Origin of the sequence: Amycolatopsis decaplanina DSM 44594, assembly GCF_000342005.1 — a bacterium.
In the GTDB taxonomy this organism is placed as follows: Bacteria; Actinomycetota; Actinomycetes; order Mycobacteriales; family Pseudonocardiaceae; genus Amycolatopsis; species Amycolatopsis decaplanina.
Map to the genome: position 1 here is coordinate 39,981 of NZ_AOHO01000045.1, position 25,611 is coordinate 65,591.

The 25,611-nt window shown below is 69.2% G+C and carries 23 protein-coding genes; 17 read left to right on the plus strand and 6 right to left on the minus strand.

What is annotated here, in order from left to right; genetic code table 11:
- The first annotated feature begins 18 nt into the window (after positions 1 to 18).
- From qcrC to qcrB, 3 genes are read left to right on the plus strand one after another with little or no spacing between them, the layout of a single operon-like run.
- Positions 19 to 837, plus strand: coding sequence for a cytochrome bc1 complex diheme cytochrome c subunit (gene qcrC / locus H074_RS09855; protein ID WP_007029876.1), 819 nt, complete (start codon positions 19 to 21; stop codon positions 835 to 837).
- Positions 834 to 1,967 carry a cytochrome bc1 complex Rieske iron-sulfur subunit gene (qcrA, locus tag H074_RS09860; protein ID WP_007029877.1) on the plus strand — a complete coding sequence of 378 codons (1,134 nt, stop codon included), beginning with the start codon at positions 834 to 836 and terminating at the stop codon, positions 1,965 to 1,967. The genes qcrC and qcrA overlap by 4 nt, the downstream gene beginning before the upstream one ends.
- Complete coding sequence (gene qcrB, locus H074_RS09865) at positions 1,964 to 3,631, plus strand: cytochrome bc1 complex cytochrome b subunit (protein WP_007029878.1); 1,668 nt, start codon at positions 1,964 to 1,966, stop codon at positions 3,629 to 3,631. Before qcrA ends, qcrB begins: the two co-directional genes overlap by 4 nt.
- Positions 3,632 to 3,710: 79 nt before the next feature.
- On the opposite strand, the gene H074_RS09870 is transcribed toward qcrB, so the two are convergent.
- On the minus strand, positions 3,711 to 3,995 hold the full coding sequence (locus H074_RS09870) for an Lrp/AsnC family transcriptional regulator (protein WP_007029879.1): 285 nt from the start codon (positions 3,993 to 3,995) through the stop codon (positions 3,711 to 3,713).
- A 39-nt stretch (positions 3,996 to 4,034) separates the two neighbouring features.
- Positions 4,035 to 5,756 carry a DEDD exonuclease domain-containing protein gene (locus tag H074_RS09875; RefSeq protein WP_007029880.1) on the minus strand — a complete coding sequence of 574 codons (1,722 nt, stop codon included), beginning with the start codon at positions 5,754 to 5,756 and terminating at the stop codon, positions 4,035 to 4,037.
- A gap of 96 nt (positions 5,757 to 5,852) precedes the next feature.
- Here H074_RS09875 and H074_RS09880 point away from each other — a divergent pair, with 96 nt between their 5' ends.
- Positions 5,853 to 7,241 (plus strand): NYN domain-containing protein, encoded by a 1,389-nt coding sequence (locus H074_RS09880; RefSeq protein WP_039922007.1) that lies wholly within the window; start codon positions 5,853 to 5,855, stop codon positions 7,239 to 7,241.
- A 61-nt stretch (positions 7,242 to 7,302) separates the two neighbouring features.
- Here the strand turns inward: H074_RS09880 and H074_RS09885 are convergent, their stop codons facing one another.
- Complete coding sequence (locus H074_RS09885) at positions 7,303 to 8,295, minus strand: hypothetical protein (protein ID WP_007029882.1); 993 nt, start codon at positions 8,293 to 8,295, stop codon at positions 7,303 to 7,305.
- Positions 8,296 to 8,489: 194 nt separating this feature from the next.
- On the opposite strand from H074_RS09885, the gene H074_RS09890 reads away from it, so the two are divergent.
- The 3 genes from H074_RS09890 (at position 8,490) to H074_RS09900 (ending at position 11,464) form a co-directional block, all read left to right on the plus strand.
- The gene (locus tag H074_RS09890) at positions 8,490 to 8,732 is read left to right on the plus strand and encodes a hypothetical protein (protein WP_007029883.1); all 243 of its coding nucleotides are present in this window, start codon (positions 8,490 to 8,492) and stop codon (positions 8,730 to 8,732) included.
- 444 nt (positions 8,733 to 9,176) lie between these two features.
- Positions 9,177 to 10,229, plus strand: coding sequence for a C40 family peptidase (locus H074_RS09895; RefSeq protein ID WP_200865759.1), 1,053 nt, complete (start codon positions 9,177 to 9,179; stop codon positions 10,227 to 10,229).
- Between the two features lie 77 nt (positions 10,230 to 10,306).
- Positions 10,307 to 11,464, plus strand: a complete 1,158-nt coding sequence (locus tag H074_RS09900; protein ID WP_007029885.1) for a glycosyltransferase family 4 protein — start codon at positions 10,307 to 10,309, stop codon at positions 11,462 to 11,464.
- A gap of 3 nt (positions 11,465 to 11,467) precedes the next feature.
- Here H074_RS09900 and H074_RS09905 read toward each other — a convergent pair whose 3' ends face one another.
- A complete protein-coding gene (locus H074_RS09905; RefSeq protein ID WP_007029886.1) occupies positions 11,468 to 12,091 on the minus strand; it encodes a nucleoside/nucleotide kinase family protein in 624 nt (207 codons plus the stop codon).
- A gap of 124 nt (positions 12,092 to 12,215) precedes the next feature.
- On the opposite strand from H074_RS09905, the gene H074_RS09910 reads away from it, so the two are divergent.
- The 10 genes from H074_RS09910 (at position 12,216) to H074_RS09955 (ending at position 24,096) form a co-directional block, all read left to right on the plus strand.
- Positions 12,216 to 12,569, plus strand: coding sequence for an SRPBCC domain-containing protein (locus H074_RS09910; protein WP_007029887.1), 354 nt, complete (start codon positions 12,216 to 12,218; stop codon positions 12,567 to 12,569).
- A gap of 23 nt (positions 12,570 to 12,592) precedes the next feature.
- Positions 12,593 to 13,801: a cytochrome P450 family protein gene (locus H074_RS09915; RefSeq protein ID WP_007029888.1), complete on the plus strand. Its 1,209-nt coding sequence runs from the start codon at positions 12,593 to 12,595 to the stop codon at positions 13,799 to 13,801.
- A gap of 25 nt (positions 13,802 to 13,826) precedes the next feature.
- Complete coding sequence (locus tag H074_RS09920; protein WP_007029889.1) at positions 13,827 to 15,107, plus strand: adenosylmethionine--8-amino-7-oxononanoate transaminase; 1,281 nt, start codon at positions 13,827 to 13,829, stop codon at positions 15,105 to 15,107.
- Between the two features lie 238 nt (positions 15,108 to 15,345).
- A complete protein-coding gene (locus H074_RS09925; RefSeq protein WP_007029890.1) occupies positions 15,346 to 17,604 on the plus strand; it encodes a bifunctional SulP family inorganic anion transporter/carbonic anhydrase in 2,259 nt (752 codons plus the stop codon).
- Positions 17,605 to 17,942: 338 nt separating this feature from the next.
- Positions 17,943 to 20,141 carry a SulP family inorganic anion transporter gene (locus H074_RS09930; protein ID WP_200865760.1) on the plus strand — a complete coding sequence of 733 codons (2,199 nt, stop codon included), beginning with the start codon at positions 17,943 to 17,945 and terminating at the stop codon, positions 20,139 to 20,141.
- Between the two features lie 107 nt (positions 20,142 to 20,248).
- Complete coding sequence (gene bioD / locus H074_RS09935; protein ID WP_007029892.1) at positions 20,249 to 20,971, plus strand: dethiobiotin synthase; 723 nt, start codon at positions 20,249 to 20,251, stop codon at positions 20,969 to 20,971.
- An 84-nt stretch (positions 20,972 to 21,055) separates the two neighbouring features.
- Positions 21,056 to 22,072, plus strand: coding sequence for a biotin synthase BioB (bioB, locus tag H074_RS09940; RefSeq protein WP_007029893.1), 1,017 nt, complete (start codon positions 21,056 to 21,058; stop codon positions 22,070 to 22,072).
- Entirely contained in the window at positions 22,059 to 22,262 is a 204-nt protein-coding gene (gene bsaP / locus H074_RS09945) for a biotin synthase auxiliary protein BsaP (protein ID WP_039922013.1), read from the plus strand. The genes bioB and bsaP overlap by 14 nt, the downstream gene beginning before the upstream one ends.
- Before the next feature lie 89 nt (positions 22,263 to 22,351).
- On the plus strand, positions 22,352 to 22,957 hold the full coding sequence (locus H074_RS09950; protein ID WP_007029894.1) for a DUF2567 domain-containing protein: 606 nt from the start codon (positions 22,352 to 22,354) through the stop codon (positions 22,955 to 22,957).
- Positions 22,958 to 23,055: 98 nt separating this feature from the next.
- Positions 23,056 to 24,096: a M48 family metallopeptidase gene (locus tag H074_RS09955; protein ID WP_007029895.1), complete on the plus strand. Its 1,041-nt coding sequence runs from the start codon at positions 23,056 to 23,058 to the stop codon at positions 24,094 to 24,096.
- A gap of 55 nt (positions 24,097 to 24,151) precedes the next feature.
- On the opposite strand, the gene H074_RS09960 is transcribed toward H074_RS09955, so the two are convergent.
- Together H074_RS09960 and H074_RS09965 are read right to left on the minus strand one after the other, a co-directional pair.
- The gene (locus H074_RS09960; protein ID WP_007029896.1) at positions 24,152 to 24,868 is read right to left on the minus strand and encodes an LON peptidase substrate-binding domain-containing protein; all 717 of its coding nucleotides are present in this window, start codon (positions 24,866 to 24,868) and stop codon (positions 24,152 to 24,154) included.
- A 40-nt stretch (positions 24,869 to 24,908) separates the two neighbouring features.
- The gene (locus H074_RS09965; RefSeq protein WP_007029897.1) at positions 24,909 to 25,544 is read right to left on the minus strand and encodes an NUDIX hydrolase; all 636 of its coding nucleotides are present in this window, start codon (positions 25,542 to 25,544) and stop codon (positions 24,909 to 24,911) included.
- Positions 25,545 to 25,611: the final 67 nt, after the last annotated feature.

Consider the following 25,611-nt stretch of genomic DNA (forward strand, 5'->3'; position numbering starts at 1 on the left):
AGCAAGGGTTGCCGCAAGATGACCTCCAGCAAGAACAACACGGAGCGCCGCTTCCGCAAGCGGTCGAAGGCTCGCAGGCGGTTCGCCGGCGCGCTGGCGCTCGGGATCGCGCTGCTCAGCGTGGGCGGGTTGTACGCCATGTTCGCCCCGGAGCCGCAGACCGCGCAGGCGCAGGGCGAATCCGCCCTCCTGCGCGAGGGCGAGAAGCTCTACAACAACACGTGTATCGAATGTCACGGGCCGAAGCTCGAGGGTGTCACCGACCGTGGCCCGAGCCTCATCGGCATCGGCGACGCGGCCGTGTACTTCCAGACCTCCACCGGCCGTATGCCCGCGGTGCGTCAGGAAGCCCAGGCGCAGCGGAAGCCGCCGAAGCTGTCCGAGGCCGAGATCAACGCGCTGGGCGCCTACATCCAGGCCAACGGCGGCGGCGCGCAGCGTCCCGCCGAGAAGGGTGACGCGCTGCGCGGCAAGGACGTCGCGCGCGGCAGCGAGCTCTTCCGCCTGAACTGCGCCTCTTGTCACAGCTTCACCGGTCGCGGTGGCGCGCTCTCCTCGGGCAAGTTCGCCCCGAACCTGGACCCGGCCACGGAAGAGCAGATCTACACCGCGATGCTCACCGGGCCGCAGAACATGCCCAAGTTCTCCGACCGGCAGCTGTCGCCGGAGGAGAAGAAGGACATCATCGCGTTCGTGAAGTCCGTGAGTCACGGGAACAACTCACCCGGCGGTAACTCGCTCGGCGGTCTTGGCCCGGCCTCGGAGGGCGCGATCGCGTGGATCGTCGGGATCGCCGCGCTGATCGGCGTGACGTTGTGGATTGGATCGAAGGCATGAGCGCCGAAGGGCCGAAGCCGCCGACAGAGGCGGAGTTGGCGGACATGGATCGCGACCAGCTGGTCAAGCTGGGTACCGCGCTCGACGGTGTCGAGATCGTGGAGTACCCGAAGCCGTGGCCGGTCGAGGGGACGAGGGCGGAGAAGCGCGCCGAGCGTGCTGTCGCCCTCTGGTTCGTGCTGGCCGCGCTGTCCGGCCTCGCGTTCGTGGTCCTCATCGCGTGGCCGCACTGGTTCGAGTACAAGGAGCCGGGTACGACCGGCTACACCAAGTACACGCTGTACACGCCGCTGCTCGGGATCACCCTCGGGCTCGCGGTGCTCAGCCTCGGTGTCGGTGTGATCCTCTACACCAAGAAGTTCATCCCGGCCGAGGTCGCGGTCCAGGAGCGTGGGGACGGCGGGTCGAAAGAGGTCGACAAGGCCACGATCCTCGCCCAGCTGGCCGACTCGGGTAGCCGCAGCACCATCGCGCGCCGTTCGATGATCAAGCGGTCCGCGGGCGCCGGTGCCGGCGTGCTCGGCCTCGCCGTCGCGGCGCTGCCGGTCGCGTCCTTCATCAAGGACCCGTGGAAGGACACCGAGAACCGCGACTCGCTGTGGCACTCGGGCTGGAAGAAGAACTTCCCGGAAGAGAAGGTCTACCTGCGCCGCAACACCGGCCGTCCGCACGAGATCTCCCTGGTCAAGGCCGAGGACCTCGACGCGGGCGCGATGGAGACGGTGTTCCCGTACCGCGAGTCCGAGAAGGACGACGAGCACGCGCTGTCGGCCGCCTTCAAGCGGGTCGACAACCCGGTCATGCTGATCCGTCTCCGCCCGACCGACGCCGCCAAGGTCGTCAAGCGTCAGGGCCAGGAAGACTACAACTTCGGCGACTACTACGCGTACACGAAGATCTGCAGTCACGTCGGCTGCCCGACCTCCCTGTACGAGCAGCGGACCAACCGCATCCTCTGCCCCTGCCACCAGTCCCAGTTCGACGCGCTCCACTACGCCAAGCCGATTTTCGGGCCGGCGACCCGGCCCTTGGCCCAGCTTCCGATTACAGTGGACTCTGAGGGCTACCTGATCGCGCGCGGAGACTTCAACGAGGCCGTCGGACCGGCCTTTTGGGAGCGTAAGTCATGAGTTCACTCACCACCCCGACGAAGGGGACGAACCCGGTCGAGAAGGCCGCGGGTGCTGGTGCGAAGTGGGCCGACGACCGGTATCACCTGGCCAAGGGTATGCGGCACCAGTTGAACAAGGTGTTCCCGACGCACTGGTCGTTCCTGCTCGGCGAGATCGCGCTGTACAGCTTCATCATCTTGTTGCTGTCGGGTGTGTATCTGACGTTGTTCTTCGATCCTTCCATGGAGGAGGTCGTCTACAACGGCAGTTACACCGGGTTGCAGGGTGTGGAGATGTCGCGGGCGTTCGCGACCACGCTGGACATCTCGTTCGACGTCCGTGGTGGGTTGTTCGTGCGCCAGTTGCATCACTGGGCGGCGCTGATTTTCGTGGCGTCGATGATGGTGCACATGTTCCGGATCTTCTTCACCGGCGCGTTCCGGCGTCCGCGTGAGGCGAACTGGGTCATCGGTGCGTTGCTGCTGGTGCTGGGGATGTTCGAGGGTTTCTTCGGTTACTCGCTTCCGGATGATCTGCTGTCCGGTACCGGTATCCGCGCGACCTTGTCGGGCATCGTGCTGTCGGTGCCGGTGATGGGCACCTGGATCCATTGGGCGTTGTTCGGTGGGGAGTTCCCCGGCAACGAGATCATCCCGCGTCTGTACACGATTCACATCCTGCTGCTGCCGGGCATCATGCTCGGTCTGGTGGCCGCGCACCTCGCGCTGGTCTGGTATCAGAAGCACACGCAGTTCCCGGGTGTGCGGCGTAAGGAGACCAACGTCGTCGGCGTCCGTATCATGCCGGTGTTCGCGCTCAAGGGTGGTGCGTTCTTCGCGCTGGTCACCGGCATCATCGCGTTGATGTCGGGGCTGTTCCAGATCAACCCGATCTGGAACATCGGCCCGTACAACGCCGCGCAGGTTTCGGCGGGTTCGCAGCCGGACTGGTACATGGCCTGGGCCGACGGCATGCTGCGGATCTGGCCCGCGTGGGAGCTCTACCTCGGGAACTACACGGTCCCGGCGGTGTTCTTCCCCGGCGCGGTCGGGATGCCGCTGCTGATCGGGTTGCTGGTGATGTATCCCTGGATCGAGCGAAAGCTGTCCAAGGACACCGCGCACCACAACCTGCTGCAGCGTCCGCGCGACGTCCCGGTCCGGACCTCGCTGGGCATCATGGCCCTGACGTTCTTCGCGGTCATCATGCTGTCGGGCTTCAACGACATCATCGCGTTCGCCTTCGACATCTCGCTGAACGCGACGACGTGGGCGGGCCGGATCGGTGTCCTGCTGCTGCCGCCGATCGCGTACTACATCACCTACCGGATCTGCCTCGGTCTGCAGCGGGCCGACCGCGAAGTGCTGGAGCACGGTGTCGAAACCGGCATCATCAAGCGCCTGCCGCACGGTGAGTTCATCGAGATCCACCAGCCGCTCGGCCCGGTGGACGACCACGGCCACCCGATCCCGCTCGAGTACCAGGGCGCGTCGGTGCCGAAGAAGATGAACAAGCTCGGCTCGGCCGGACACGCCGTCGCCGGTTCGACCTGGTCCCCGGACCCGGTCGAGGAGACGATCGCGCTGGAGCGCGCCCGGGCAGGCGGGCACGGCAACGGCAAGGTCGACGACATCGGCGGCGAGCCCTCGGCGGACCGCAAGGAGATCACCTCCGGGCACTAGCTCGTCACAAGTACATGAAGGCCCCCTTCCTTGCGCCAGGCGCAAGGAAGGGGGCCTTCATGTACTTGGGGGAGGCTGCTCAGGCGCCCTCGACGCCGATGTCGAACGCGGACTCGCTGTCGGCCTTCGAGTACGAGCGGAACGCGATGTGCGTGACCGTGCTCAGCACGCCGGGGACCTTGCCGATCTTCGCCGGGATCAGATCCGCGAGGTCTTCGTGGGCCGCGACGCGGACCGAGGCGATCAGGTCGACGTCACCCGCGCAGGAGTAGACCTCGCGGACGCCCTCGATGTCCGCGATCGCCTGTGCCGCCTCGGGAATGGCATCGGCTTCGACCTGGACCAGCACGATCGCGGTGATCACTACAGCGCCTCCTACATCAGTGAATCCGGTGCCGGAATCCTAGCCCGCCACGTGCTCCAGTGCCGTCGCGCTCGCCACCAGGTCGAGCCACTCCTGCCAGCCGCCCGCCACGGCGGCAGGCTCCGCCCAGGGGTGCGTGGTGCGCACGAGCCGGACGCCCGGGCGGGTCAGCCAGCGCAGGAGGATGCCGATCTCCTCCGGGATCGCGCCGAAGAGCGGGCCGGGCCCCGGGATCACCGTCTCGGCCGACGCCACGAGCATCTCGACGACCGGCATCGGCGGCACCCCGCGCCGCGCGACACCCGCCGACGCGAGCCTGCCGTACCGGATCACCGCCAGTTCCCAGCCGCCGTTCCCGTCCGGCCCGGCGGCGATCAGCTCCGGGATGCCCGCCAGCGCCGACTGCCGGTGCGCCCGGCCGACCGCGCGGATCAGCCCGGCCAGCTGATCGCGATGCTGGGCGGCCTGTTCGTAATGCTCCGCCGCGGAGAGCCGGGCCAGCTGATCGGCGGCGGCCCGCAGCGGACGCCCGTCCGTCCCGGCGATGAGGCCGGACACCGCCAGCACTCCCGGCCGGTACGCCTCGACCGTCTGCTGACCGGCGCACGGCGCTCCGCAGCGGCCGAGTTCGGCGAGGACGCAGGGCTTCCCGCTCGGCGCGGTGGCCGAGATGCGCTGGGTGCACGTCCGCAGGCCCGAGGCGCCGGCGAGGGTGTCCGCGGCGGACCTGGCGTCGGCCTGGGTGCGAAAGGGCCCCAGCATCCCTTCTCGCGGCACGCGGACCACCGACAGGCGCGGGAACGCCTCCTCGGTCAACGCGACCCACCACGCGTGCCGTGGGTTCTTGGAACGGCGGTTGTACATGGGACGGTGGGCGGCGATCAGCCGAAGCTCCCGGACGGCGGCCTCCAGCGCGTGCGCGCATTCGACCGCGTCGACCCGCTCGGCCAGCGCGACCATCTCCCGGATCCGCCCGCGGCTCTCCGAACCGGTGAAGTACTGCCGGACCCGGCGGCGCAGATCGGACGACGTGCCGACGTAGAGGACCTCGTCGCTCGGGCCGCGGAACAGGTAGACGCCGGGCCTCGACGGCAGATGCTCGGCCAGCGACCGTTTACGGCGCTGGGCCGCGGTCACCTCGGGCAGGTAGTCCAGCAACTCCTCGAGGGTGTGGACGCCGAGGTTGCCCACCCGTTCGAGCAGTGCGTGCAGGACGTCGACGGTGGCGCGCGCGTCCGCGAGCGCGCGGTGGTTGGGCGTCGTACGCGCCCCGAACAACGCGGCCAGCGCGGAAAGCCGGTAGCTGGGCGTCTCGTCACGGGAGATGACCCGGCGGGCGAGCCGGACCGTGCAGACGACGGCCGTCTTGGGCCAGTGGTAGCCGTGGCCTTCACAGGCCGCGCGCATGAAGCCCGTGTCGAAGGCGGCGTTGTGCGCCACGAGCACGGCGCCGGAGATGAATTCCAGGAAAGCGGGCAGTACGCGTTCGATCCGGGGAGCGTCGTAGACCATCGCGCCGGTGATGCCGGTCAGCTCGACGATCTGCGGCGGAATCGGCATCCCGGGATTGACGAAGGTGGCGAACTCGCCGACGACCTCGCCGGCCCGGATCTTGACCGCGCCGATCTCGGTGATTCCGTCCGGACCCGGTTTCGTGCCGGTGGTCTCCAGGTCGAATACGACGAAAGTGGTGTCCCGCAAAGGAGTTCCCAGCTCGTCGAAGGCGAGTTGCGCCGCGCCGGGCCGCCGTCCGGTGTCCATGGTCGGGCACAGTAGGGGCGGGCACCGACAATCCCAGGATCCGCACACGCCGTCCCATCGAGCGCGCCCCGAGGGCATGGGGCCTACGCTGGAGCGATGCAACCGCAGCCCGCAGTGCCCGAATTGCCCGAGGACGCCACCGGCGGCCCCTCGGGTGTCGTGGCGTCGGCTGGCGAGCAGGAGACGTCCGAGGAGGTGCCGGCCGAAGGCTGGACGGCCTTGCCGGAGACCGTGCGCGAGCGGATCGCCGAGCTGGCGGCCGCCGCCGTCGGCAAGCTGCCGGTCGCCGACGTGCCGAGGCAGCTGCGCCCGGTCGCGAAGTTCGCGCCTGCGAAGCGCGCGAAACTCGGCGGGACAGCGTTGCTTGCCGCGCTGGGGGAGTCATCGCAGTTCCGGGTCGCGGTCACCGAATGGCTGCGTGACCACCGCAAAGACGCCCTCGACCCGAACGCCCCCGATTCCGTCGCCGCCGCGGCCGCCGCCGTGCTCCTCGGCGAGGCGGGCGCGGCCGGACGGGTCCGGCTGGTGGCGAAGAACGCCGAGGAGACGGCGTTGCGCGCCGAACGCGACGCCGCGCTGGCCCGCAACCAGCGGCTCGAGACCGAACTGGCCCAGCTGCGTGAAGAGTTGCGCGAAGCGAAGGAGATCGCCGGTAATGCGCGGGGAGAACGCGACGCCGAGGTCGAGAAACTGTTGAAGCGCTTGCGGGAACAAGGTGTCCAGCTGCGCCAGGCCAAGGACGCCGTCGCCGAGGCTCACGCTCGGCTGGAGAGCGGAGGCGCTGAGAGCGCCGAGGAGATCAAAGCGCTGAAGGCCCAGTTGGACCGCGAGAGGCAGCGTGTCGCGACAGAGCGGGCGCGGGCGGAGAAGGCCGTCACGGACGCCGAGATCGCCCGTCAGTCCGCCCGCGAGGCGCGCCAGGCCGACGAGGTGAGGCTCGGGCTGCTGCTGGACACGATCGAAGGCGCCGTCGGCGGGCTGCGCCGGGAACTTTCGGTGAGCGCGCGGGGTCAGCGTCCGGCGGACATGGTCCGCGGCGCGACGTCGGGGCTCGGGTCGGGCGGCAAGATCCAGGACGTCACCGCGCTCGACCGGCATCTCGCGCTGCCCAACGTGCACCTGATCGTCGACGGCTACAACGTCACGAAGACCGGATATCCGGAGCTGGCGCTTTCCGACCAGCGCGACAGGCTGATCCACCAGCTCTCCGCGCTCGCCGCGCGGACTTCGGCCGAGGTCACCGTGGTGTTCGACGGCGCCGGCGTGCTCTCCGTGCCCGCGGCGGTGCCGCGCGGGGTGCGAGTGCTGTTCTCCGAACGCGGCGTGCTCGCGGACGACGTCATCCGGTCCCTGGTCGCGGCCGAGCCGCCCGGGCGGCCGATGGTGGTCGCGAGCACGGACCGGGCGGTGGCGGACTCGGTGCGGCGCAAGGGCGCGCATCCGGTGCCGTCCGCCGTGCTGGTGTCGCGGCTCAGCCGGGTCTAGACGGTGACGGCAGGCCGTGGGCCTCGTGAGTGGTTAGGACGGTTCTAAGCGTCCTAACCACTCACGAGCACCTCGGGCATGGGGCGCGCTCGGTCGCCGGTCGCCATCCCTCCCGGATGAGGACCGCGCGGACCTCGGCCGCGACCTGGCACGGCGAATTCCGGACGTCTTGCCAGCCGTAGACCAGACGTGCCCGGCCGGCGAGTTCGGCGGCGTTGTCCCGTCGACGGTCCCGGAACGCGACGGAGGCCATCGCGTGGGTCGCCCGCCCGTCCAGCCGGACGGTCAGCGTCGCTCCGCGTGAGTCGTAGGTGACGTCCTCCCACAACGTCTTCCCGTCGACTTCGACCGCTGTCTGCCGGTCCCCCGGCGGTAGACCGTGTCTTTCCTCGACCTGTTCCTTGAACTCCACCTCGAGTGCCGACATGAGGCCTCCGGCCACCAGTTCGAGACCTCGCTGGATCTCGGCGCGGAAACGGAAAGGCGGACGCAGCAAGACGCAGTCACGCATCGCGAACACCGGGACTTCGCTCCGGCTCACCAGATCGACCACGACGTTCACCGCGTCTCGTGCGGTGGGCTGGGAGACCGCCAGATCGACGATCGTGTCCGTGGGCTTGGTGCGAGGCGGCCATGCCTCGGCCGTGGAGTACGGGAGCGCCCGCGATCGGTGCACCTTCACCAGGGGTGACTGGGAAATCGCCGAACTGGAATAGGGCACGGTGATCTCGATCGGTCCCTCCTCGACCGGAAGGAGACGCCATTCCTCCGCCGCCGTGCGATGACTCAATACCGCGTGCCCGCCTCCATAACGGAGGGCGGCGTGAATTCTCGCCGCCCTCGGGAGAAGGCCCGTGAAGGTCGCGTAGACCCGAGGCAGCACACGCTGCCAGCGCCCGGCGTCCAGATTGGCGACGATGTCGGCCTTGGTGTGTCCGTAGGCGAGGAGCTGGGCTCTGGTCACGATCCCGTGCTGCTCCCGCAGCAGGACCGGCCAGCTCGGCCGTTGTTCGGCCGGGATGACTTCCTCCGACCAGCGTTTGTGTAGAGGCACACCTTCACAGTCGCCCGAGAGAGGCGGCCAAAGGGCACGGCGGGCGAAAATTGTGGATGGAGGAGGCGGTTGTGGACAACTCACGCCTCGTGAGTTGGTTAGGACGGTTCTAACCGTCCTAACCACTCACGAGGCCCGAAACTGTCGGTGGTCGCTCTTAATGTGCACCTCACCACTGAAAGTGAGGAGCCGAAATGGACGACAAGGCCATCGCCGATATAGCGGACATAGAGACGCTCGTCATCGATTGCGACCGGTGCGCGGTCTGCGGTGACGCATGTCATGACTGTGTCGTCAGTGTCCTCCTCGGCGCGCCGCTCGCGCTCGAATGGGACGCCGACGAGCGGAAAGCGGTCGACGCGCTCGCGGAAGCCGGGATGGTCCCGCGTCTCCGGATGGTCGAGATCGTGGAGCAGGAGTGTCGGAAGTCGGCCTGAGACACGCCGCGACCGGGACATTCGACGAGTGGTCGATCCGATCAGGTGAACGGTAGGTAGTCGCGATCAGTCCCAGGATGTAACGCCCGTCACAACTTTCCACTCATGCTGGTCCGAAGGTGTTTCGGCGCATCACGGAGAGTTTTTGAGGCGGGCATGGTGGACGCGGTGGCCCCTGTTTCGTAACCTGTCCGAGATCTCGTGGCCGGAAGTCGTCGCCAGACGGCGACACGGGATCGCCACCGAAGCAGCTTTGTCGGGGAGTTGCGTCAGAACCATCCGTGCGCCAAACCTGTTGCGATAGCACCCGGCCAGGCGCAAGGCGGGAACGCGGGGGACCGCGCGGGCCTCACGGTCGGCGTCGCGGCCTCGCCGAAGAGGGCCCCCGACCTCTTCGTCCCGGTTCCGAGTCGGTGGCCGACAGCAAAGGAGACACGCGCGACCGTGCAGTCGCATCCAGTCAAGCGCGTGGTGTCAGGAGCTTTGGCCGCGGCCGCGGTGATCACCGCCGTGACAGTCGCCCAGCCTTCCGCCACCGCTGCCCCAGGCCCCGCCCTCCAACAGCCCCCGTCCGGCTCGGACGCGCTCGCCAAGTACCGCGACCTCGCGGCACAGGCGGAGAAAGCGAACGAAGACCTTCTCAAGGCGAAGGACGACCTCGCCGCGAAGCAGGGTGAGCTCGACAAGGCGACCGCCGACGCCGCCGCCGCCAAGGAACTCGGTGTCAAGGCGGCCGGTGACGAGAAGACGTTCCAGGCAGAGGTGAACAAGTTCGCCGGCGCCTCCTTCACCAGCGGTGTGCAGCTGAACAAGCTGTCGTCGCTGCTGTCGGGCGCGTCGACCCAGGACTTCCTGGATCGCTCCTCGGCGCTCGAGGTCCTCGCCGCGAACAAGAACACCGCCCTGAACAACCTGAGCGGTGCCGTCGCCCAGGCCGCGGCCGCGGCGAAGCAGGCGGCGGACGCCCAGAACGCGGCCACCGCCGCCCGTGACACGGCCGCCAAGCTGACCACGGACATCGAGGCGCGCCAGAAGACGCTGAACGACCAGATCGCGGAGATCCAGCGGGCCAGCGGCAACCTCAGCGCCTCGGATCGCAACGCCCAGAAGGACAAGGGCGGCGCGTTCCCCAACGTCCCCGCTCCGGGTCCCGCCGCGGCGAGCGCCCTCGCGGCCGCGAAGAGCAAGCTCGGCAGCCCGTACGGCTGGGGCGACGTCGGTCCGTCGTCCTTCGACTGCTCCGGTCTGATGCTGTGGGCGTACAAGCAGGCGGGGCTCACCCTGCCGCGGTCCAGCCGTCAGCAGTCGACCTTCGGCGCCGCTGTGCAGCGTTCACAGCTCCAGCCGGGCGACCTGGTGTTCTACAACTCGCCGGTCTCGCACGTCGGCATGTACGTCGGCAACGGCATGATGGTGCACGCGCCGACCACCGGTGACGTCGTCAAGGTGTCGCCGCTGCAGAACAACTACGTCGGCGCCCGTCGCCCGACGGCCTGACGAACAGACGAAAAGGGGCGGTACCGCGCAGGCGGTGCCGCCCCTTTCGCGTGCCCGGGGCCAAGTAGCCTGCAGGGGTGCTGAGGACCCTGCTGGTGACCAACGACTTCCCGCCCCGGCCAGGCGGCATCCAGAACTACCTGAACTCGCTGGCCACCCGCCTTCCCGCCGACGACCTGGTCGTCTACGCCCCGTCCTGGGAATCGAGCACCGGCTCGCACGGCGAGTTCGACGCCGCCGCCCCGTTCGAGGTGGTGCGCCATCCGACGTCGCTGATGCTGCCGACCCCGGACGTGCTCAAGCGGGCGAAGGAGATCATGCGTGCCCGCGAGTGCGAGGCCGTCTGGTTCGGCGCCGCGGCGCCGCTGGCGTTGCTGGGGCACCCGCTGCGGTCCGCGGGCGCCCGCCGGGTGCTGGCGTCGACACACGGCCACGAGGTCGGCTGGTCGATGCTGCCGGGTTCCCGGCAGGCGTTGCGGCGGATCGGCGACACCGTCGACGTGATCACGTACGTCAGCAAGTACACGCGCTCCCGGTTTTCGGCCGCTTTCGGCCCGATGGCGGGGCTGGAGATGCTCCCGTGCGGCGTGGACACCGCGCTCTACCGGCCGGACCCGGCCGCGGGCAAGGAGATCCGCGAGCGGCACGGTCTCGGCGACCGTCCGACGATCGTCTGCGTTTCGCGGCTGGTACCGCGAAAAGGCCAGGACAGGCTGATCAAGATCCTGCCCGAGCTCCGCAAACGGATCCCGGACGTGGCGCTGCTGCTCGTCGGCGGCGGCCCGTACCGCAAGACGCTCACCGGGCTCGTCGAGGCGCTGGGCGTGGAAGACAGCGTCGTCATCACCGGATCGGTGCCGTGGAAGGAGCTGCCCGCGCACTACAACGCGGGCGACGTCTTCGCGATGCCGGCGCGGACGCGCGGGAAGGGGCTCGACGTCGAGGGCCTGGGCATCGTGTACCTGGAGGCCTCGGCGACCGGGCTGCCGGTCGTCGCCGGAAATTCCGGTGGTGCGCCGGAAACGGTGCTGGACGAGGTCACCGGGCACGTCGTCGACGGCCGTGACGAGCAGCAGTTGAGGGAGACGCTGGCCGCGTTGCTCGCCGATCCGGTGCGGGCGCGGCGCATGGGGGCCGCCGGTCGCGAATGGGTCGGCGAGAACTGGCGGTGGGACACCATGGCGAGCAGGCTTTCCGGGCTTCTTGACGGCGACTCCTTCGCGGCGGTGCGCTGACCGTCAGGGTTCGTAGCGCGCCGGATGCTTCGGATCGTCGACGCGGATCACCACGTCGGACAGCGCCGAAGGGTCGACTTCCCGTTCGTAGCGTTCGTAAGCCGGGAGCGCCCATGCGTCGGGCACTCGCCGCTTGAGCGCGGCGGGCGAGAGCCACAGGTGCACGCTCAGGTCGAAAGCGAGCCCCGCGCCGAACAGGAACTCGCCGTCCAGCAGGACGACGCCGCCCTCGGGCAGTTCGACGCGTTCGGCTCGGGTGGCGCGATCGCGGACCGGGTCCCACAGCGACGGCAGGACAAGACCGCTGCCGTCGTCGGCGAGCGGGTCGAGCACCTCGCGGCGCAGGGCGCCGAGATCGAGCCAGTCGCTGTAGCGCGAGTCCGGATCCTCTTTGCCGCGTTCGAAGCGCAACGACGCGGGGCGGAGGAAGTCGTTCGCCGAGATCCGCAACGCCGCGTGACCGGCGACCCGCAGGGGATCGACCAGGGCGTCGGCGAGTTCTGTGGTGTTGGTCGCACCGGCCGCGCCGTCGACGGCGACCGCGATCCGGCGGCGGCCCGTGATCGCCGTGATGCGTTCGGTCAGTTCGGAGACCAGCAGGGCGGGAGAAATCGGACGGTAGCGCACGGAAAGAGATCCTCCACCCGGACCGGTGACTGTCGCACGGTACACCCGATGGGATGATGGCCCGGTGACCAAAGCATCGGCCAAAACAGCCGGAAGTGGTTGGCAGGTAGGCGTTTCCCAGACGGTGCCGTACACCAGCACCCAGGTGTGGGACTTCCTGGTCGGACGCGAGGGCGTGGGGATCTGGCTCGGTCCGGGCGCCGAACTCGGCCGTGAGGTGGGCGCGGCGTACGAGACGGCCAACGGGACGACCGGCGAGATCCGCGGTCGCTCCGAGGGCGACAAGCTTCGGCTGACCTGGCGTCCGAAGGACTGGGACCACGACTCGACGCTGCAGATCACGGTGAGCGGTACCGATCAGAAGACCACGCTCCGTTTCCACCAGGAGTGGCTCGCGGGCGCCGACGAACGTGAAGAACAGCGGGCATACTGGACCGAAGTGACCGAGCGAGTGGTGGCCGCGCTGGCCGAACGCTGACCAGCGCGCTGGGAGGTGGGCCGATGCGGGCGTCTGACGATCCGAAGGATCTGGGCGAGGAGCTCATCCAAGAGCCGCACAGGATCTCTTCGCTGCTGCGAGAAGGCGGCCCGGTCCGGAAGGTGCGCATGCCTCGCGGCCTGGACGTATGGATCGTCACCGGGCACGCCGAGGCCCGCGCGGTGCTGTCGGATTCCCGGATGGCCAAGGATCGGAAAGCGATCCGGCGGCTCTTCGAACGCTTCGGCTTCGAATCCGCGGGCGACAACGCCACCCGGTCACTCAGCGCGCATATGCTCAACCTGGATCCGCCGGACCACACGCGGCTGCGCAAACTGGTCAACCAGGCCTTCACTTCGCGGACCGTTTCCCGGCTGCGGCCGAGGGTCGAACAGATCACCGCGGACCTGCTGGACGGCATCGGCGACGCCGAGCACACCGATCTGCTGCCCACCTTCGCCGTTCCGCTCCCGATCCGGGTGATCTGCGAACTGCTCGGTGTGCACGCGGGCGATCAGCCCGCGTTCGTCAAGTGGTCGAACACGATGGGCTCCTGGTCGACGCCGGAGGAACTGCGTACCGCGGCGGCGAAGATGCGCGCTTATCTCGTCGACCTCATCGCGTCGAAACGCGTCGAGCCCGCCGATGACCTGCTTTCGGGTCTGATCCAGGCCGGCGACGAGAACGACTCGCTCTCCGGGGACGAACTGCTTTCGATGGCGTTCCTTCTGCTGTCCGCCGGATTCGAGACGACGGTCAACTTGATCGCCAACAGCGTGTTCGCGCTGCTTCGCGATCCGGAGCAGCTGGCCGCGCTGCGCGCCGATCCCGCGTTGCTGCCCGGCGCGATCGAGGAGTTCCTGCGCTACGACGGCCCGATCCACCTGGCGACCCTGCGGTTCACCACCGAGAGCGTCCCGATGGGCGACGTCGAGATCCCGGCGGGGGAGTTCGTGCTCGTCTCCCTGCTCGGCGCGAACCGGGACGCGGAGCGCTTCGGCGACCCCGACCGGCTGGACGTCACCCGCGCGGCGTCCGGGCATCTCGCGTTCGGGCACGGGATCCACTACTGCGTGGGCGCCCCGCTGGCCAGGCTGGAGGCAGAGATCGCCCTGGGTGCCCTGCTGAGGCGGTTCCCCGGCCTGAGCCTCGACGCCGATCCGGAAACCTTGCGATGGCGGGAAAGCACGCTCATCCACGGCCTCGAAACCCTCCCTGTGCGCCTGCGCTGAGCGGGGTGTGTCGTAGGGTCGCCGGATGGACGCCGCCGAACTTCTCGCCCTCGACGCGGAACACGTCTGGCACCCGTACGGGCCGATGCCGAGCCCAATCGACTCCCTGCTGGTCCGCGAGGCGAGCGGGGTCCGGCTCACCCTCGACGACGGCCGCGAGCTGGTGGACGGCATGTCGTCCTGGTGGGCGGCGATCCACGGCTACCGGAACCCGGTGCTGGACGCGGCGCTGGCCGAGCAGGCGGGCCGGATGAGTCACGTGATGTTCGGCGGGCTCACCCACGAACCGGCCATCAGGCTGGCGAAGACGCTGGTCGACCTCGCGCCGGACGGCCTGCGGCACGTCTTCCTGTGCGACTCCGGCTCGGTGTCGGTCGAGGTCGCAGTCAAGATGTGCCTGCAGTACTGGCAGTCGTTGGGGCGCAAGGAAAAGCGGCGCCTGATGACCTGGCGCGGCGGCTACCACGGCGACACGTTCACGCCGATGAGCGTCTGCGACCCTGAGGGCGGGATGCACTCGCTGTGGCGTGGGATCCTGCCGGACCAGCTGTTCCTGCCCAAGCCTCCCGGCGGTTTCGCCGACGAGCCGGATCAGGACTATCTCGAGTTGCTCGCGACCGAGATCGAGCGGCACGCGGGCGAACTGGCCGCGATCATCGTCGAACCGGTCGTGCAGGGCGCCGGCGGTATGCGGTTCCACCCGCCCGCGTACCTGCGCGCGCTGCGCGAGATCACCGAGGCCAACGACGTTTTGCTCATCTTCGACGAGATCGCCACCGGTTTCGGCCGCACCGGCAGGATGTTCGCCGCCGAGCACGCGGGGGTCACGCCGGACGTCCTGTGCCTCGGCAAGGCGCTGACCGGTGGTTACCTGACGATGGCGGCGGCGTTGTGCACGCCGGAGATAGCCGACGGGATCTCGCGCGGTGAACTGCCGGTGCTGGCGCACGGCCCGACGTTCATGGCGAATCCGCTGTCCTCGGCCGTCGCCAACGCCTCGCTGGGGATCCTGGCCGAAGGCGGCTGGAAGTCCGACGTCCCGCGGATCGAGGCGGCGTTGAGGGCAGGGCTCGAACCGGCTCGCGAGCTGTCTTCGGTCGCCGACGTGCGGGTGCTCGGCGCCATCGGCGTGGTGGAGCTGGACCATCCCGTGGACATGGCGGTGGCGACCGAGATCCTCACGGCGAACGGGGTCTGGCTGCGCCCGTTCCGGAACCTGATCTACACGATGCCGCCCTACATCTCCGAGGCGGAGGACCTCGCGACGATCACATCCGCAATGATCTCGGCCGCACGAAAAGCGTAAAAACGGCAAATTCATCCCAAAGGGTGTGACAGCGGCCACAGCAATCAGGAAAGGCCACGCTGAGTACAGAGCGTGGTCACGAGTTGATCTTGGTCAGGCGAACGGGCGAGTCCGATCGAGGCCCTTCTCGGGTGCTTTGTCGCGAAAGTGTGTTATATCCTAGTTCTTCGGCGCACAAGCAAACCTGAGAAACCTTTGCGTAGCGGACTTTTGCGCGCCGATCGGGTTTCCTGCCCCCATGATCGACATCGTTGGTGACGAGCACGACACCGGGCCCCCGGGCCGCCGCAATCCCGCATCGACCCTCCTGAAGAACCTTCGCCACGACCTCCCGGCTTCGGTCGTCGTCTTCCTCGTGGCCGTCCCGCTCTCGCTCGGCGTCGCACACGCCGCCGGGGCCCCCTTGCTCGCCGGACTCATCTCCGCCATCGTCGGCGGACTCGTCGCGAGCCTCTTCGGCGCCTCCGCCCTGCAAGTCAGCGGTCCCTCCGCCGCGCTGACCATCGTCATCGCGGAGACCATCGCCACCTTCGGCTGGGCCGCCACCTGCGCGATCACCGCCGCGGCAGGCGTGGTCCAAATCCTCTTCGGCGTCAGCCGCGTCGCACGGGCGACACTGGCGATCTCGCCCGCCATCGTGCACGGCCTGCTCGCCGGGATCGGCCTGATCCTCGTCCTCGGCCAGTTGCACGTCGTGCTCGGCGGTGTGGCGCGAAGTTCCACGATCGCGAACATCCTCGCGCTGCCGGGCCGGATCGTCGGGCACCACGACCAGGCCGCGCTGGTCGGCGTGGTCACCGTCGGCGTTCTGCTGGCCTGGACCCGGATGCCGCGTTCGGTGCGCCGCGTCCCCGGACCGCTCGCCGCCGTCGCGCTGGCCACCGGCCTCTCCATCGCGGCGGGGATGGACCTGCCGCGCGTCGACCTCCCTAACGGCCTGCCGGGGCTGGGTTTCGTCCCCGAGGCGCCGTCCGGGTCCTGGGCGGCGATCATCGCCGCCGTCCTCTCCATCGCGCTCATCGCCAGCCTGGAGAGCCTGCTTTCCGCCGTCGCCATCGACAAACTCCGCGACGGGCCGCGCACCGACCTCAACCGCGAACTGATCGGCCAGGGCCTGGCGAACGTCGCCGCCGGGTCGCTCGGCGGATTCCCGGTCACCGGCGTCGTCGTGCGCACCATGACCAACTTCGAAGCGGGCGCCCGTACCCGGATGTCGGCGATCCTGCACAGCGCCTGGATCCTCGGCTGCTGCCTGTTCCTGGCCGGCGCGCTGCGGCTGATCCCGCTCGCCGCGCTCGCCGGTCTCCTCGTCTACGTCGGTGCCAAACTGGTCAACCTCACCAACCTCCGTGAGGTCCGCCGTCACGGCGACTTGCCGGTCTATCTAGCGACCCTGCTCGGCGCCGTCGCCGTCAACCTGCTCACCGGCGTCGCCGCGGGGATCGCGGTGGCGCTCGCGCTGATGCTGCGCCGGATGCTGTTCTCCGGGATCCACGTCGAACGGGACGGCCCGCGGACCCGCGTCGTCATCGAAGGCGCACTCACTTTCCTTTCCGTGCCGAGGCTCACGACCGTCCTGGCCGAAGTCCCCGAGCGTTCGGAGGTGACGCTGGAACTGTTCGTCGACTACCTCGACCACGCCGCTTTCGACTGCCTGCGCGGCTGGCAGCGCGCGTACGAACGCGCCGGGGGAACCGTGATCGTCGACGAGATCGGGCACCCGTGGTTCGAACGCGGCAAGGCGGGTGTGCCGACCGTGCGTCGCGGCGTCGCTTCCCGGGTGGTGCCGCGCTGGCTCGCGCCGTGGTCGGAATGGCAGGCCGAACACCTCGAACTGCCGAGCCAGCGCGGCGGCAGCGTCCCGTTGTGCCGTGGCGCTTCGGAGTTCCAGCGCCGGACGGCGCCGCTGCTGCGGAACACCTGGGACGGGCTGGCCAACGGGCAGCAGCCGCATACGCTGTTCGTCACCTGCGGCGACGCGCGGATCGTGCCGAACCTGATCACCACCAGCGGGCCGGGGGACCTGTTCACCGTGCGGAACATCGGAAACCTCGTCCCGCACGCCGATGCCGAAGCGGACTTCTCGGTGGGGGCGGCGATCGAGTACGCCGTCGGTCTGCTGCGTGTGCGGGAAGTGGTGGTGTGCGGGCATTCCGGCTGCGGAGCGATGAAGGCGCTGCTCGGGGACGCGCCGGCCGGGCTCGCGCACCTCGGCGGCTGGCTGCGCCACGGCGAGGCGACGCTGCGGCGCGGGGCAACCGAAGGGCCGGTGCTGCTCGACGGCGTCCGTCCGGCGCACGAAGGCGATCGGCTCGCCCTGCACAACGTGGTGCAGCAGCTGGAAAACCTGCGTTCGTACCCGGTGGTCGAGGACGCGCTGGCCCGAGGCGAACTCCGGCTGACGGGGATGTACTTCGACGTCGGGAAGGCGAACGTGTACCTGCTCGACGAAGCGCTGCGGTCGTTCACGTCGGCGGCGACCCCGGTCAAGTCCTGAGGTAAGGCGACCACGCGTGCTTGGAGACCGATCTCGCGTGCTTGAAGGCGGAACTCGCGTGCTTGAAGGCGGAACTCGCCGGTCGCGTGAGTTCCGCCCCGAAGCACGCGAGATCCGGCTTCAGGCACGCGAGATCCGGCTTCGTGTTCGGGGCGTGGGTTGACCGGGCGCCCAACCGATATTTCCCAGGATTCGGGACCAGGCAAGGCTTTTCGCAACGCGGGAGACATCTCCAGGCAACGAGTCGGGCCGAAAGTGGGCCACGCCACCCGTCCGCAGGGTGATATTCACTCGATCAGGTGGTGCATAACGGACAATTCACCAGTTTCCTGGTGACCATGACGGTGATCAGCAAAAAGCCTCTAGCCGTGCTCCGGCACGACCTGCCCGCCTCGTTGGTGGTGTTCCTCGTCGCCGTCCCGCTCTCACTCGGGATCGCTCTCGCGTCAGGGGCGCCGATCGTCGCGGGGCTGATCGCGGCCGTGGTGGGAGGTGTGGTCGCCGGAGCCCTCGGCGGCTCCCCGCTTCAGGTCAGCGGCCCGGCCGCCGGCCTCACGGTGATCATGGCCGAAACCATCGCGACCTTCGGCTGGGCGACCACCTGCGCGATCACCGTCGCCGCGGGCGCGCTCCAGATCCTGCTCGGGCTGAGCCGGATCGCCCGCGCGGCGCTCGCGATCTCTCCGGCCATCGTCCACGGCATGCTCGCCGGTATCGGCGTCACGATCGTCCTCGGCCAGCTCCACGTCGTGCTGGGCGGAACGGCCCAGAGTTCGGCGCTCGAGAACATCGCCGAACTGCCCGCGCAGATCGTCGGCCACCACGACACCGCCGCGTTGATCGGCGTGCTCACCATCGGCATCCTGCTGCTGTGGCCGCGGCTGCCCGGGTCCGTCCGCAAGGTGCCCGGCCCGCTCGCCGCGATCGCGCTGGTGACCGTGCTGTCCGTCGCCGCCGGGATGACCCTGCCCCGCGTCGAACTGCCCGGTGACCTGCTCAACATCCGCTTCGCACCCGAATTCCCGGACGCGGGCTGGGGCGCGTTCGCCGTCGCGGTCATCACCATCGCCCTGATCGCCAGCGTGGAAAGCCTGCTTTCGGCCGTCGCCGTCGACAAGATGCACACCGGGCCGCGGTCGAACCTCGACCGCGAACTGATCGGGCAGGGCGCCGCGAACATGACCTCCGGCGCGCTGGGCGGCCTCCCGGTCACCGGGGTGATCGTCCGCAGCTCGACCAACGTCGCCGCCGGCGCCCGCACCCGTGTGTCCGCGGTCTTGCACGGCGTCTGGATCCTGGTGTTCGTCGCCGCGTTCGCCGGGCTGATCCAGAACATCCCGCTCGCCGCGCTGGCGGGCCTGCTCGTCCACGTCGGCGCGAAACTGGTGAACCCCGGCCACATGAAGCAGGTCCTCAAGCACGGAGACCTGGGGCTGTACCTGGTGACGCTCGCCGGTGTCGTCGTCTTCGACCTGCTCACCGGCGTCCTGCTCGGTATCGCGCTTTCGGTGCTGCTGATGCTGCGGCGCACGGTGTGGTCCGGGATCCACGCCGAACGCGACGGTGACGAATGGCGCGTCGTCGTCGAAGGCGTCCTGACATTCCTCTCGGTGCCGAGGCTCAGCCGGGTGCTCGCGACCGTGCCCGGCGGCGCGAAGGTGACCCTGGAACTGGTCGTCGACTACCTCGACCACGCCGCCTTCGAGAGCCTGTCGAACTGGCAGCAGGGCCACGAACGCGCCGGCGGGAAGGTGATCGTCGACGAGGTCGGGCACCCGTGGTTCGCCAAGGGCAAGTCCGGTGATCCCACGCTGACCCGGACGGACGCGGTGCGTTCGGTGCCGCGGTTCCTCGCGCCGTGGTCCGACTGGCAGGCCAAGGACATCGAACTGCCCGGCCAGCGCGGCGGGCCCACCCTGCGCGGGGCGACCGAGTTCCAGCGGCGCACCGCCGCGCTCATGCAGCCCGCGCTCAGCAGGCTGGCGGGCGGCCAGTCGCCGCACACCCTGTTCATCACCTGCGGCGACGCGCGGATCGTGCCGAACATGATCACCACGAGCGGTCCCGGCGACCTGTTCACCGTCCGCAACATCGGGAACCTGGTGCCCGCCCGCCGGGCGGATCCGTCGATGGGGGCCACCGTCGAGTTCGCCGTCGGTGTGCTGAAGGTGCGCGAGATCGTGGTCTGCGGGCATTCCGGCTGCGGTGCGATGCAGGCACTGGCCACCGGCGCTCCGGACGGCGCGCCGATGCTGGCCTCCTGGCTGCGGCACGCCGAGCCGAGCGCGAACCGCGAGGTCCCGGTGACCCTGGACGGCGAACGCCCGGACACCGAGGTCAACCGGCTGGCGCTGCAGAACGTGCTGCAGCAGCTGGAACACCTGCGCCACTACCCGCTGATCGCCGAGGCGGAGGCACGCGGCGAACTGCACCTGACCGGGATGTACTTCGACGTCGGGGCGGCGCAGGTCTACCTGTCGGACGAGGGAAGCCCGTCGTTCACGCCCGTCGGTGCCGTCACCGCTTCAGGGGGCTGAAGGACGCCTTCCCCGCATGCCATGGGTGAAAGCGTCCTTCACCCGATCGCATGCGGGGATGGTCCCCTTCAGCCTCCCTCCAGCGCGACCCACTAAGTTGTTCTCACGTGAGCATGCTGGTCATGACCGGCACCGGTACGGGTGTCGGCAAGACGATCTCCACCGCCGCCATCGCCGCTCTGGCCGCCGGTCAGGGCCAGCGTGTCGCCGTGCTGAAACCGGCGCAGACCGGAGTGGGCCCGGACGAGCCCGGCGACCTGGCCGACGTCCTCCGTCTCGCCGGTCCGGTCACCACCCGTGAGCTGCGGAGATATCCGGATCCGCTGTCGCCGGAGGCGGCGGCCAGGCTCTCGGGACTGCCGACGCTGGCCCCGAGCGAGATCGCCGCCGCGGCGAGCGACCTCGACGGCGAGCACGACCTCACCCTGATCGAGGGCGCGGGCGGCCTGCTGGTCCGGTTCGACGCCGACGGGGCCACGCTGGCCGACGTCGCGTGGTCGCTGGGCGCGCTGGTCATCATCGTCGCCGAGGCCGGGCTGGGCACGCTCAACGCGACCGCCCTGACCGCCGAGGTCGCGACCAAACGCGGGCTCACCGTGGCCGGGGTGATCATCGGATCGTGGCCAGCCGAGCCGGATCTGGCGGCGGTGTCGAATCTGCGGGACCTGCCGGTCGCCGCCGGTGCCCCGCTGCTGGGAGTGCTGCCCGCCGGGCTGGGCACGGCCGGGCCCGAGGAGTTCGCCGAGCGGGCCAGGGCCGGTCTCTCGCCGTGGTTCGGCGGGGAGTTCGACCCGGAATGCTTCGCCGGCCGCGCGTCTGCCCAGAAGTGACCTGCGTCGCTGTGGCCGAGGCGCCCGGTCGTGCACGATGATGTGCCTTTGCTTCACCGCCCCACCCCGAACAGGAGCCGCCTCGTGACCACTGCCCCGGAGACCGTCGACATCCTCACCGTGGCGCGTGAACAGGTCCTCGAGCGCGGTGTCGGGCTCGGTGAAGAGCAGATCCTCGAAGTCCTGCGGCTCGACGACGACCACCTGACCGATCTGCTGGCGCTGGCCCACGAGGTCCGGATGCGCTGGTGCGGCCCCGAGGTCGAGGTCGAGGGCATCATCAGCCTCAAGACCGGCGGCTGCCCGGAGGACTGCCACTTCTGCTCGCAGTCCGGCCGCTTCCCGACGCCGGTGCGTTCGGCGTGGCTGGACATCCCGGGCCTGGTCAAGGCCGCCCGTCAGACCGCCGAGACCGGCGCGACCGAGTTCTGCATCGTCGCCGCCGTCCGCGGCCCTGACAAGCGGCTGCTCTCGCAGGTCCGCGAGGGGATCAAGGCCATCCGCGAGGACGGCAACGACATCCAGATCGCCTGCTCGCTCGGCATGCTCACCCAGGAGCAGGTCGACGAACTCGTCGAGATGGGCGTGCACCGCTACAACCACAACCTGGAGACCGCGCGCTCGCACTTCGCGAACGTCGTCACCACGCACACGTGGGAAGAGCGCTGGGAGACCCTGCGCATGATCCGCGAGGCGGGCATGGAGGTCTGCTGCGGCGGCATCATCGGAATGGGGGAGAGCATCGAGCAGCGCGCCGAATTCGCCGCGCAGCTGGCCGAGCTGAACCCGGACGAGTGCACGATGAACTTCCTCATCCCGCAGCCGGGTACGCCGTACGAGGGGTACGAGGTCGTCGAGGGCAAGGACGCGCTGCGCACCGTGGCCGCGTTCCGGCTGGCGATGCCCCGTCCGCTGCTCCGCTTCTCCGGTGGTCGTGAGCTGACCTTCGGCGACCTGGGCACCAAGCAGGGCATGCTCGGCGGCATCAACGCGATCATCGTCGGCAACTACCTGACCAACCTCGGCCGCCCGGCCACCGCGGACCTGGAGATGCTCGACGAGCTGAAGATGCCGGTGAAGGCGATCAGTGACGTCCTCTGACCAACCGGCGTTCTGCGTCCACTGTGGACAGCCGTCCGACGGCGGCGCGGAACATCCGGCTTGCCACAACCCGAGAACGGCACTCGAACCGCCGCGCTACTGCGCGTACTGCGCGCGGCGGATGGTCGTCCAGATCACCCCGGTGGGCTGGACGGCCCGGTGCAGCCGTCACGGTGAACTCACCGGCTGACGCCTTTCCGCGATTCGGTGCCGGGTCGCGTGCGCTGCGGGCGTCATTGGTTACGCTCTGCACAAGCAGCTCGAGGGAGGAGTCCGGGGTTGGGCGAGACGACGGGTAAACCGGCGCACCTGTCTTCCAGTGTGCCCGACCCCTGGTCGGTACCTGTGCTGCCGAAGCCGCGCCGTCCGCACCCCAAGGTCGTCGTCAAGGCCGATCTGCTGCCGGCGGTCAGCGTCCTGTCCACGGCGGGGCTGCTCGGCTTCCCGCTGGCCTGGCTGTGGTCGCGGCTCGCGCCGCCACAGCGGATGCGGGTGATCAACGACCGCGGCGGACTCGCCTCGCTGGAGCTGGAGAGCTGGCACCGCTTCGACGACCTCGCCGTCTACGGCTTCCTCGCACTCGGCGCCGGGCTGCTGATCGGCATCGTGACCTGGCTGCTGCGGGAGCGTCGCGGCCCGGTCGTGCTGATCGCCGCGACCGGCGGCGCGACCCTCGCGGGCTGGCTGGGGACGACGATGGGCGTCTCGTTCGCCAACAGCCGCTACGAGATCGCCGCGGCGCCCGCCGTCGGCGACGTCATCGCGAAGGCGCCGCAGATCGAATCGCCCTGGATCCTGCTCGCCGCGCCTCTGATGACCACGCTGGCCTACACCTTGCTGACCGCGTGGAACGGACGGGAAGACCTGGGTCGCCGCCTCGGCTGACGAATTTCCTCTAGGGTGGGCGGCAACTTCTCTGGATTCAATACTGGGCGCGAGCGCCTCCGTTGAGGGTGGTGGCGGGGGCAAGGGGGGACTTTCTCTTGACCGACGACATCGAGGTTTCCCGGCACAACGCCGTCCGCTTCCCGGGTATCAGCCCGCGCGCGTATGAACACCCCGTCGACCGCGGCGCACTGGCCACGCTGCGCGCCGTTCCCGGGTTCGCGCAGGTCGTGAAGGCGGTTTCGGGCTTCTACGCCGAACGCGGCGAGCGGCTCATGGCACTCGCGTCCGCGATCCGCGTCGGCCCGAAGCAGTATCCGGAGCTGGACAGGCTGCGCAACGAATGCGCCGAAACACTCGATCTCGACCGCGTGCCGAACCTGTTCGTCGCCCGCAGTCCCGAGGTCAACGCGCAGACGATCGGGATGGACGAGCCGTTCATCGTGCTCAACACCGCGGCCGTCGAGGCGATGGACCTCGCGTCGCTGCGGTTCGTGATCGGGCACGAGATGGGGCACGTGCTGTCCGGGCACGCGGTGTACCGCACGATCATGATCCGGCTGATCGGCCTGCAGATGTCGATGTCGTGGACGCCGGTGAGCGCGATCGGCATCCGCGTCGTCATCGCCGCGCTGCGCGAGTGGTACCGCAAGGCCGAACTGTCCTGTGACCGCGCGGGGCTGCTGTGCTCGCAGGACCCGACGGCCGCGCTGCGTTCGCAGATCCTGGTCGCGGGCGGGATCGACCCGTCGAAGATCGACATCCCGGCTTTCCTGCAGCAGGCGTCGGAGTACGAGTCGGTGGAGGACATCCGCGACAGCTACCTCAAGCTGCGCTACGTCGAGACGATGTCGCATCCGCTGGCCGTCGTGCGCGCCGCGCAACTGCAGAAGTGGGCCGCGTCGGAGGAGTACCGGGGGATCCTGGCCGGCGAGTACCCGCGCCGTGACGAGGACGCGCCGTCGTCCAACTGGACCGACGACCTGAAATCGGCCGCGAAGTCGTACAAGGACTCCTGGAACAGCTCGGCCGATCCGCTGACGAAGGTGTTCAGCGACGTCGGCGAGGCGGTGTCCGGGGCGGCGGGCAAGGTGTGGAGCAAGTTCGGTACTGAGAAGGGACCGGAGTCCGGCAAGTAGTGGGTCTCGTGAGTGGTAAGGACGGTTCTAACCGTCCTTACCACTCACGACGTCATCAGTTCAGGTTCGAGGGGCGCGTGAACTCGCCGAGTTCCCCCGGCGGCATCGGTACCGCGCCGAGTGTGCTGAGGAACCCGGCCTCCCGCGTCAGCAGCCGGCACGCGATCCGCAACCGTCGCAGCGGGTTGGTCTCCTCCAGCAGGCGCTGGCGGTCTTCCAGCGGGAGCAGGCAGTCCGCGGTGAGCCGGTACGCGAGCGCCGCGATGTCACCGTCCTCGGGTGGTGTGGTCCAGTCGTCGGCGTTCCAGGCGGACTCGCAGTAGCGCCGGTGCGCGGCCTTGGCGACGTCGGCGAGCCTGGCCACGGTGTCGCCGTGCACCGAGGCGACCCGGTCGTCGGGCACCCACTCGACCGAGGCGATCAGGTACGGCGCGGAAACGCGGTCGATCTCCAGCAGCCGGAACCGGCGCCGAGCGGTGGTGACGACGTCGAATCTGCCGTCCGGCAGCCGCTTCGCCTCGCGCAGCACAGTGCTGCAGCCGACTTCGTGGACGTGCTCGGGCCCGCTGACCTCCCTGATCATCGCCGAACGCAGCGCGATGACCCCGAACTCGCGGTCCGGGACCACCTCGCCGACGAGGTCGGCGATGAGCTGCCGGTACCGCGGTTCGAAGATGTGCAACGGGAGGTGTGTTCCGGGCAGAAGCACGGTCTGTAGCGGGAACAGCGGCAAGATCGCCTTCCCGGTGGACTCCTCGCTCGGCTCGGTCACCCGTTCAAGGTACGGGGGCCGGGAGGACTTCGCAGGACGGTCACTTCCCGGCGGGCGGACGGAACACCGCGAACGGGTCGGTGATCTGCATCCCCTTGCCCGCGAAGGAGAAGAGCGCCGCCGGACGTCCGCCACTGCGCCCGGGCGGGGCGGTGTGGCCGGTGGGGAGGAGAAGCCCGCGCCGGGACAGCACACGCTGCAGGTTCGTCGCGGACACCCGGTAACCCAGCGCAGCCGAGTACAGCCCCCGCAACGCCGAAACGGTGAACTCTTCCGGGGCGAGCGCGAACCCGAGATTCGTGTAGCAGAGCTTCGAGCGGAGCCGGTCCCGCGCGCGCAGGATGATCGACTCGTGGTCGAACGCCGTCCGCGGTAGCTCGGACACGTCGTGCCACTGGGTGTCTTCCGGGATCTCCGGGTCCACATCGGACGGAACGAGGCCGAGGAACGCGGTCGCGACGACGCGCGGGCCCGGCACCCGGTCCGGCGCGCTGAAGACCGCCAGTTGCTCCACATGCTTCAACTGGCGTACGTCGACCTTCTCTGCGAGCTGCCGCCGGATGGACGCCTCGACGTCTTCATCCGGACGAAGCCTGCCGCCGGGAAGGGACCAGCGGCCCAGATGGGGATCGAGCGCGCGCCGCCACAGCAGGACCCGGAGTGTGTCCGAGCGCACTTGCAGGACCGCTCCCAAAACCTCGTGGGCGAGGGGGGTCTGGGTGTTAAGATGACTTCGCACGGTT